7 protein-coding genes are annotated in these 7,706 nt (G+C 75.0%); 2 read left to right on the top strand and 5 right to left on the bottom strand.

Features of this window, described 5'->3' with window-relative positions; translation table 11 throughout:
• Window positions 1-3: 3 nt before the first annotated feature.
• From AC4IJH_RS22050 to AC4IJH_RS22070, 5 genes are all read right to left on the bottom strand, one after another.
• Entirely contained in the window at window positions 4-804 is an 801-nt protein-coding gene (locus tag AC4IJH_RS22050) for a Clp protease N-terminal domain-containing protein (RefSeq protein ID WP_490853531.1), read from the bottom strand.
• 84 nt (window positions 805-888) lie between these two features.
• Complete coding sequence (locus AC4IJH_RS22055; protein WP_490853532.1) at window positions 889-1,860, bottom strand: hypothetical protein; 972 nt, start codon at window positions 1,858-1,860, stop codon at window positions 889-891.
• Window positions 1,857-3,113 carry an ATP-binding protein gene (locus tag AC4IJH_RS22060; RefSeq protein ID WP_490853533.1) on the bottom strand — a complete coding sequence of 419 codons (1,257 nt, stop codon included), beginning with the start codon at window positions 3,111-3,113 and terminating at the stop codon, window positions 1,857-1,859. Before AC4IJH_RS22060 ends, AC4IJH_RS22055 begins: the two co-directional genes overlap by 4 nt.
• A 226-nt stretch (window positions 3,114-3,339) precedes the next feature.
• Entirely contained in the window at window positions 3,340-5,313 is a 1,974-nt protein-coding gene (locus AC4IJH_RS22065) for a right-handed parallel beta-helix repeat-containing protein (protein ID WP_490853534.1), read from the bottom strand.
• A gap of 125 nt (window positions 5,314-5,438) precedes the next feature.
• The gene (locus AC4IJH_RS22070) at window positions 5,439-6,026 is read right to left on the bottom strand and encodes a CGNR zinc finger domain-containing protein (RefSeq protein ID WP_490853535.1); all 588 of its coding nucleotides are present in this window, start codon (window positions 6,024-6,026) and stop codon (window positions 5,439-5,441) included.
• A 63-nt stretch (window positions 6,027-6,089) separates the two neighbouring features.
• Between AC4IJH_RS22070 and AC4IJH_RS22075 the strand changes: the two genes are divergently transcribed.
• Together AC4IJH_RS22075 and AC4IJH_RS22080 are read left to right on the top strand one after the other, a co-directional pair.
• Window positions 6,090-7,010: an alpha/beta fold hydrolase gene (locus tag AC4IJH_RS22075; protein WP_490853536.1), complete on the top strand. Its 921-nt coding sequence runs from the start codon at window positions 6,090-6,092 to the stop codon at window positions 7,008-7,010.
• 46 nt (window positions 7,011-7,056) lie between these two features.
• The gene (locus tag AC4IJH_RS22080; protein WP_490853537.1) at window positions 7,057-7,548 is read left to right on the top strand and encodes an RICIN domain-containing protein; all 492 of its coding nucleotides are present in this window, start codon (window positions 7,057-7,059) and stop codon (window positions 7,546-7,548) included.
• Window positions 7,549-7,706: the final 158 nt, after the last annotated feature.

Below are 7,706 nucleotides of genomic sequence, written 5' to 3' on the forward strand. Positions count from 1 at the left end.
CGCTCAGGCCTGGCCCAGCCGCCGCTCCAGCTGCTCGATCCGCCGCAGCAGCGGCTGCTGCTCCCGCCGTACCGCGCTGATCAGCTCATTGAGCGGATCGGCCGGCTGCGGACCGCCCGGCTGCTCCTTGCCCTTCGTCTGCGCCTGAAGGTGCATGAACCCGGCCAGTGCCGCGGAGAGCGCACGGCGGGTGAGGCGGTACTCCGCGCCCAGCGAGCGCAGAATCCGGCCCGCCACGCCGTCCTGCTCGACGATCAGACCGAGCAGCAGATGCTCGGTGCCGACGTAGTTGTGGCCCAGACCGACCGCCTCGGTGACCGCCAGCTCCAGGGCGCTCGCCGCCGGTCCGCTGAACCGCCGCGCGGCGCCGTCCTGTTGCGCGCCGTCGGCGATCTCGTCGGCGTCGGACGCGTCGGGCTCGGCGGTACCGGGGCTGCGGCGCTCCAGCTCCCGCCGCAGCTGCTCGGGTGTGATGTCCACGGCGGTCAGCACCCGCAGCGCGAGGTTGTTGCCCTCGGCCACTATGCCGCCGAGCAGATGGACGGTACCCACGCTCGCCGACTCCTGGTCCCTGGCCTGTTCGGCGGCGAGCTGGAGGGTGGCGCGCGTACGGTCCGTGTAGCGGGCCAGGTCGCCGGGGACCTCCTGGTGCTCCACATCGCCGAGCGTGGCCTCGCGCACCGCCGCCACTCGCCGTACCGCCTGCTCAAGTGCCCGCTGGCAGACGGCCGATACCGGAACCCCGGCCTCCTTGACCGCCTCGGCCAGATCGTCGGGCAGATAGATGTTGATCTTCGGCACCATGAAACTCCCTAACTGGGGTTATGGAGGGGTTACGTTGGGGGGGCTAGCCCATAACCCCAACATAACCCCACTGTGGAGACATGGCTATACCCCCATCCCCAACTGCCGCCTTTGAGCAGGTGATTGAGTCAACTCGGCACAGCGCGCGCGGGCCTCGGCGTCCGCCCGGCTGCTGCTGGTCACGCAGACCGTGCGTTCCCGGTCGCCGCCCGCGGTGCACGACTCGGCGGCCGGTCCCTGCTCGCAGCCCCAGAACAGGAAGCGGACCCCTCGCGGCAGCTCGCCGTTGGGCCGTACGGCCACCGGCGCACCCTCGCCCGCCGCGTCGGTGACGACGGTGCTGCACCGCGTACCGCCCTCACCGGTACGGCACGCCCCCTCGGGCTCTCCCGGCACGGACACCCCGCGCACGGCGGTGCTGACCTTGATGTGCAACGGCAGGACCCCCGGACCGTCGGCCCCGATCCCGAACACCGTCGCACTCGCGGTGAGCACGGCCAGCCCGCCACCGAGCACGAACCTGCCGGCGCGCCGGGTGACGGACTGGGCGGGGGGCCTGGCCGGGGCCGGGGCTCGGGGTGGTTCGGCGGAGGCCGCCGGGGTGGCGGCGTCCGCCGTGCCGGGGTCCCGGGGGGGGGGGCCAGGCTCGCCCGTGCGGTCGGCGGGGGAGCCTGGCGCGCGGGTACGGGAGGCGGGTTTCGCCGTGCGGGCGGTGGGCTTCGGGGCCGACGGCGGTCCGCACAGCGCCAGATGGTGCAGGGCGGCCTCCTCCGCGGTGCCGCCCAGCCGCCGCCGGGTCGCGAGCGCCGCGCCGAAGGCCGCGGCGGCGGCCACCGGCCGCCCGGAGATCAGACGGCGCACCCCGTCCTCATGGCTGAAGTACACCAACGCCTCATCGTCCCGCGCATGTTCGGCCGCCGCCTTGCCGCGGTCCAGAATCCACCCCCAGGCCCCCAGCCGTACGGAACGCGCGACGGCGGGCGCCGCCGCCCGCGCCAGCCGCGCCCCGGCCCGGGGCAGCCCGGCCCGTACCGAAGCGTCGACAACGGCGGTCACCAGGGCACTGTGCCGGGCCACTTCACCCGGCGCCCGCTGCGGGGCAGCCGCCCACCCCCGCAGCCGCCCCGCCAAGTACGCCACCTCAGCCGCCCCCGGCCGCAACTCCTCCGGCAGTTCACCGGCAACGCCCGGCGCGACGCGATACCCCGCCACCCCCTCAACAGCAACCCCCAACTCCCCGAGCCGCCCGCATGCCTCACGCATCGCCTGGACAGCGCCCTTCGTCCTCGAAGCGTCCGCGCCTCCCGAAGCCTCTGCGCGCCCCGGGCAGTCCGCGCGGCCCGACTGGCCGCCCAGTCCGCCTCGGCCGACCGGCCCGGACCGGCCGACGCGCCCGAAGGGCCCACGAGTTGGGCCAAGAGGCAGGGATCGACGATTCCGGCGCCGGGCAGTGCCAGGACGGCGAGTGCGTCGCGCGCCGGGCCCGTGAGTCGCTGCAGGGCCGTGGGCAGCAGGGTGCGCAGCTGGGCCGGGCGGGGCAGGTGCGGTGGGCCGTCCTCCGGGAGGCGGGCGGCGGCCGCGGCGCGGACCAGCCACAGCGGTGAGCCCGCGGTCGCCCGCCACAGTGTCTGCGCGGCCGGCAGGTCGGCGGCCGGTACCTCGCGCCCCGTGCGGGCGGCCAGCAGCGTCAGCGCGTCCTCGTACGCCAGCCCGCCCAGGGCGAGCGCCGAGCCGCCGCGCCACAGCGCCCGTTCGGCGCAGGAGAAGAGGAAGGTGGCGTCCGGGGCCGTCTCCAGCAGCGTGTCCAGGGCCTCGGCCGGGCACTCCAGATCGTCCAGGACCAGACACCCCCGCAGGCCGGACAGCAGGCGCCGCAGCTCCGCCGGGTGGGGGCGGTGGCCGCTGGTGTCGTAGCAGGCCTCGTAGACGTCCTGGAGCAGGTCCTCGGGATCGCTGTGCGCGGCGGAGAGCAGCAGCACCTGCCGCCCCTCGGCGGCCAGAGTGCGGGCGGCGTGCCGCAGCAGCGCGCTCTTGCCGCTGCCCGGCGGGCCGTGGACCTGTACGGGACGGCCGTCCGCCACCGCCCGGGCGATGGCCGCCAACTCCCGCTCCCGGCCCACCAGGACATCGGGCCCGCAGCCCTGCGCGGGCACTGCCGGGCAGGTGCGGCGCTCCGGCCGCGGCCACTGCCCCGGGCCCACGACGGTGACCACCGAGCGGTGCGCGGTGACCGTGATGCCGTGATCGCCCACGACGGCGCTGGCGCGCACACCGCCCTCAGGACCCACGCGTGCCCCGGAACGATCCATGCGCCCTCCACACCGCTGCGCCGGGCCGCGCCGGGGCGTTACCACCGCCCCCGAATGATCCACGACCGGGCCGGACCCGGTCAGTCTCGGCCACGGCACCAGACGGCGGAATGCCCTACCGGGGGAGCCCGGAAGCACATCCCCGCTCACAACTCCCCTCGCGCGCCCACCCCTTCACTCAGCCCAGGCGCGGGGAACCGTGGCCGGCCCTCACCGGCCCGCGGCTTCATGACCGCACTCCCGGCAAAGCGCCCCGCGGCCCCGCCCCCGCCAGCGCGCGGGCGCACTGCGCTGCGGCCCGGCACGCCTCGATGGGACCGGTGCGCGGCAGCAGCGTGTTGGGCCCCATGTCGACGCCGCCCGTCGGCGTGCCCGCCGGCCGCCACCTGGGCAGCGCGTCGTCCCAGAAATTCTGGGCGACCCGGATCCGCCGGGGCTGGACGCCGCCCAGCGCGTGGCCGTTGCGCAGCAGCACATTGCCGGTGACGGTGACGTGGTCGGCGCCCACGTCCGCGTAGACCGCACTGGCCGCCGGGTCGTCGCCCTCCAGATAGGGAATTCCCGTCTCCTGTACGACATTGCCGTCCACCACCGCGCCGTCGCCGAACGAGGTGCCCTGTGCGTACGGCAGGTAGATCCCGCCGCCGTCGGGCAGCACCTTGACGGTGCGCAGTACGCGGTTGCCGGTGATGCGCAGTCCGGTGGACGACTCGCCCCAGATGCCCGTATAGGGCGTGTCGCTGACCTCGTTGTGCGTGATGACGCTGCCGCGCGCCTGCTCCGCCGCGATGCCGATGCCGCCGTGGTACTCCGCGCCCACCCGCCGCACCCGGTTGTCCGCGAGCAGATTGGCGCTGTTGTCCCCGTCCACGCCGACCGTGATGCCCCCGGCCGACACGTCCTCCACCGCATTGCCGCGCAGCGCGTTCTTCCGGCTCCCGCCCGTCAACACCAGGCCCTGCCCGCCCAGTTGGTGCAGCAGTCCGCCCTCGAAGGTGATCCGCTCGGCCCGGCGGAAGGACGCGGCGCCCGGCACCGTGAGTCCGCGCTCGCCGCCGCCGGAGTACCAGCTGCCGATGATGTGCGGAAAGCCGCCGGGCCGGTCGGGCCCGAGCCAGGTGGTGTGGGCCAGCTCCAGCCCCCGGAAGGCGAGGTCGTGCAGCGGTGCGGCCCGCTCGCCCCGCCCGCTGATCAGGGTCTCGGCGACCGGCGCCACGATCCGCGACCGGCGCGGGTCCTGGCCGCGGCGCGGCAGGTAGTACGCGACGTGGTGCCCGGCGCGCGACCGGTCCAGATACCAACTGCCGGGCTGGGTGAGGAAGTCGGGGCTGTTGAGGACGTCGGTGGGAGCCGCCGGGGCGCTGGGCTCCTCCGGCTCGGTGCGGTAGAGCTCGGCCAGGCGGCTCCAGCACGGCTGGTCCATGGTGATCGTCGTGGACCGCCCGGTGCCGGTGATCGCGGCGATGCCGCAGCGCGCCTCGGAGTACGGCAACGGCCCCTGGGTGCCCCGGTAGAGCAGTTCCATGTCGCGCGCACCGCGCCAGGAGCGGGGCAGGGGCGTGTCGGTCACATACCCGGACGCGGTCCTGCGCACCTTCCCCGGCAGCCCCCGCCCCAGGGCCGTACGCTCCGCCCGCCTGCCGTCCACGTACAGCTGACGGCTCTGCAGGCCGCCGACCTCGGCCCGCCACACCCCGGTCCGCCCGGGCCCGCTGCCGCCCACCGGCCGCCAGCCCGTGACCGGCCGCCCGCCGCTGAGCGTGACCCGCTCCTGCCCGCCGGTCCCGTAGCCGTAGGCCTGATAGACCACCCGGTGCCCGCCGGTCCCGGAGTCGCCCGCGGCGGCCGACAGCTGCAGCGGGCCGGTGCGCCGGTACGTCCCGCCGCGCAGCTCGACGACGATGTCGGAGCGCATCCGCGCGGTCCGCTCCCGTACGGTGCGCTGCGCCCGCTCCAGGGTCGCGAACGGTCTGGCGTGGGAGCCCGGGCCGGTGTCCTCGCCCCACGGCGCGACATACAGCCGCTGCGTCCGCGGCGCCCCGGACGCGGGGGCGTCGCCGGCGGAGGCCGAGGCCGGCAGCGGCAGCGCGAGGACGGCCAGTGCCATCAGCCCGGCCCCGCCCGCCAGGCACGCCATCCGGTTCGTCCGGTCCGCGCGCCGCAGGCGCCGGATCTGCTCGATGTACGCGAAGTGCTTCATACGGCCCGTCTCCCGTGTCCCTCGCCCGGACGGCTCGGCCCGATCGTCCCCCGCCCCTTAGGAGTGGACGCGGCGAACGCGCCGTACACCTGACGGGCCCACCCCACGGGCGGGCAGACCGTCCCCTACGCCTCGCGTGCCCTGGCCTGATGGCGGCGGGCCTTGGTGCGGTTGCCGCAGCGTTCCATGGAGCACCAGCGGCGGTTGTGGGCGGGGGAGCGGTCCACGAAGCGCAGGGCGCAGCGGTCCGCGCCGCAGATGCGTACCCGCCGCACCTCCGGGGAGAGCAGCAGCTCCACGGCGTCGTGCGCGATCAGGGCGAGTCCGGCCGCGGTGTCCCGTACCGGCACCGTGGTCGGAGCCGCCGTCAGCTCGCCGTGCACGACGGCCAGTTGCGGGGCGGGGCGCGGGAGGGTGGCCGCCGCCTCGTTGAGGGCGGCCACGTCCGCGCGGGCGGGCAGCTGACCGCCCGCCGCGGCCAGGACCGCGCGGTCGACGCTCGCGCGCAGCTGCCGCGCCGCCTCCAGGGCCCGGTCCTGTGCGGGCTCGGTGCGCACCCCCTCGGTCAGCAGGCCGGCGAAGTCCAGCCAGCGCAGGACGTCGCCGGGGGCCAGCAGCGTCTCGCGGGGCACCGTCGCGCGGTCCCGCAGGGTGTTGACGAAATCCAGGCACGGCCGACCGCCGTAGGTGAGCCATGCATCGTGCGGTGACATGGCTGCTATCTTACTAACCCCTTAAGAGGGTTAGTGCATAGACGGCTGTGGGAGGGAACGGCGATGACGGCGGAAGTGACCACAGGAGACACCGCGGGCGGCGCGGCGGGAGCTGCCCCCGAGGTGACGTACGGAGTGGCCAGGGTGGACGGGGTGCGGCTGCACTACACCCGCGCGGGCAGTGGGCCCGCGGTGGTGCTGCTGCACGGCTGGCCGCAGACCCGCCGCTGCTGGCAGCCGGTGCTGGGCGAACTGGCGCGGCACCACACCGTCATCGCGCCCGACCTGCGCGGCTACGGCCTCAGCGACAAGCCCGCCACCGGTTACGACAAGCGGCGGATGGCCGCCGACATGGCCGGACTGACCGCGTCGCTGGGCCTGGAGGAGGTCTCGGTGGTCGGCCACGACCGCGGCGCGCGGGTCGCGCACCGCTGGGCCCTGGACCGGCCCGACCAGGTCGCGCGGATCGCGGTGCTGGACATCGTGCCGACGAGGGAGATGTTCCGCCGCCTGGACAGCACGGTGGCCGCCGGCTACTGGCACTGGCTCTTCCACATGCAGCCCGACCTGCCCGAGCGCCTGATCTCCCATGACATCCGCGGCTATCTGGAGTTCCTCTTCGAGCGCTGGAGCTATGACCGGCACGCGCTGACCAAGGAGGCCGTGGACGAGTACGTCGAGGCCCTCTCCCGCCCCGGAGCGCTGCGCGCGAGCCTGGACGACTACCGCGCCCAGGAGCAGGACCTCCCCCTGGACGAGGAGGACTTCGCCGCCGGGCGCCGCCTCACCGTTCCCGTACTGGCCCTGTGGGGAGCCGAGGGACTGCCGGCCCGGCTGCCGACGCTGGAGATCTGGCGCGAGTACGCGGCCGACCCCGGCGCGGTCACCGGCGCCGAGATCCCCGCCTGCGGGCACTTCATCGCCGAGGAGGCCCCCGCCGCCCTCCTCACCCACCTGCGCGCATTCCTGCCCGGTCACAAGTAGGGTCGGCAGGCGGACGATCCGTCCGCACGGATGTACGGATCTGCGGATGCACGGAACGGAAGGCGGGGGCGTGGGCGCGGCGGAAGGTCAGGGGGAGCCGGTGGCGGGGGAGTACCTCCTGCGCAATGTGGCCAGCGGGCTGGTGCTGGAGGTCGAGGGCGGCCGCAAGGGCAGTGGTGCCAAGGTGCGCCAGGCCAAGGAGGACGCGAGCCCGGCGCAGGTGTGGCGGGTGACGGAGGTGTCCCCCGGCAGCGGCTGGCGGCACGTCACCAACAAGGCCAGCGACAAGCGGCTGGACGTCACCGGCGCCTCGACGGAGAACGGCGCCAGCGTCCAGCAGTGGAAGGCCAACAACTACGGCGCGCAGGAGTGGCTCTTCGAGCAGCACGTGGAGTCCCCCGGCACCTTCACCCTGGTCAACTTCGCCAGCGGCCTGCTGCTGGAGGTCGCCGGGGACAGCACCGAGCACGGCGCCGACGTCCAGCAGTGGGAGGACCGCGACAGCGCCGGGCAGTGGTGGACGCTGGAACGGCAGTAGGTACCTGAGGGACCGTCGCCCGGCTGGTGCCCGGCGTCCGTTCGGCCGAACCGGCGAGGCACCGGCCCCGCTCCCGGGTCACGCTCGGGAGATGGACACGGCACCAGCTCCCCGGGCACGGCTCGGGCTTGCGCTTCTGTTCGTGGGGTGGGGGCCGG

This window comes from Streptomyces sp. UF-297 (genome assembly GCF_058245575.1).